General features: G+C 49.2%; 1 pseudogene. It reads left to right on the top strand.

Annotated elements, in window-relative coordinates:
• Nucleotides 1-1,194 (top strand): annotated as a pseudogene (locus A6K76_RS12065) (hypothetical protein); the annotation flags it as partial.

Raw genomic sequence — 1,194 nt, 5'->3', positions numbered from 1 at the left:
GATAAAGACGCGTTAACGGGTGCGATTACAGCAGCGGAAGAAGCTTTCGTAGCAGTATCGACAGATGGTGCAGACGTTGATCCAAGTAACGAGTGGACAACGGCAGAAGAAAAAGCGGCATTAGAAGAGGCGATTGCGGAAGCACGTGACGTATTAAATAACGCAGACGCAACGCAAGAAGAAGTGGACGCAGCGAAAGAAGCGTTAGAAGAAGCGGTAGCGGCGTACGAAGATGCGAAGCAACCAGGAACGAAAGAAGAAAATGGTGGAGAGACACCAACAGCACCAGATACGCAAGCATTAGAAGATGCGATTGCGGGAGCAGAAGAAGTCTTCGTAGCAGTATCACCAGATGGCACAGACATTGATCCAAGCGAACAATGGACAACACCGGAAGAAAAAGCGGCGTTAGAAGACGCGATTGCGGATGCGCGTGATGTACTAGGTAACGCAGACGCAACGCAAGAAGAAGTGGACGCAGCGAAAGAAGCGTTAGAAGATGCAGTAACAGTGTACGAAGAGGCGAAGCAACGAGGAACGAAAGAAGAAAATGGTGGAGAGACACCAACAGCGCCAGATACGCAAGCATTAGAAGATGCGATTGCGGGAGCAGAAGAAACTTTCGTAGCAGTATCGACAGACGGTGCAGACGTTGATCCAAGTGACGAGTGGACAACGGCAGAAGAAAAAGCAGCGTTAGAAGAGGCGATTGCGGAAGCACGTGATGTACTAGGTAACGCAGACGCAACGCAAGAAGAAGTGGACGCAGCGAAAGAAACAGCACCAGATACGCAAGCATTAGAAGATGCGATTACAGCAGCAGAAAATGCCTTCGTAGAAGTATCGTCAGATGGTACAGACATTGATCCAAGCAAAGAGTGGACAACGCAAGCGGAGAAAGCAGCGTTAGAAGAAGCAATTGCGGAAGCACGTGACGTATTAAATAACGCAGACGCAACGCAAGAAGAAGTAGACGCAGCGAAAGAAGCGTTAGAAGAAGCAGTAGCAGCGTACGAAGATGCGAAGAAACGAGGAACGAAAGAAGAAAATGGTGGAGAGACACCAACAGCACCAGATACGCAAGCATTAGAAGATGCGATTGCGGGAGCAGAAGAAGTCTTCGTAGCGGTATCACCAGATGGCACAGACATTGATCCAAGCGAACAATGGACAACGGCAGAAGAAAAAGCGGCG

Source organism: Caryophanon latum (genome assembly GCF_001700325.1).
Taxonomy (GTDB): domain Bacteria; phylum Bacillota; class Bacilli; order Bacillales_A; family Planococcaceae; genus Caryophanon; species Caryophanon latum.
This window is presented reverse-complemented; position numbering and strand designations above follow the sequence as displayed.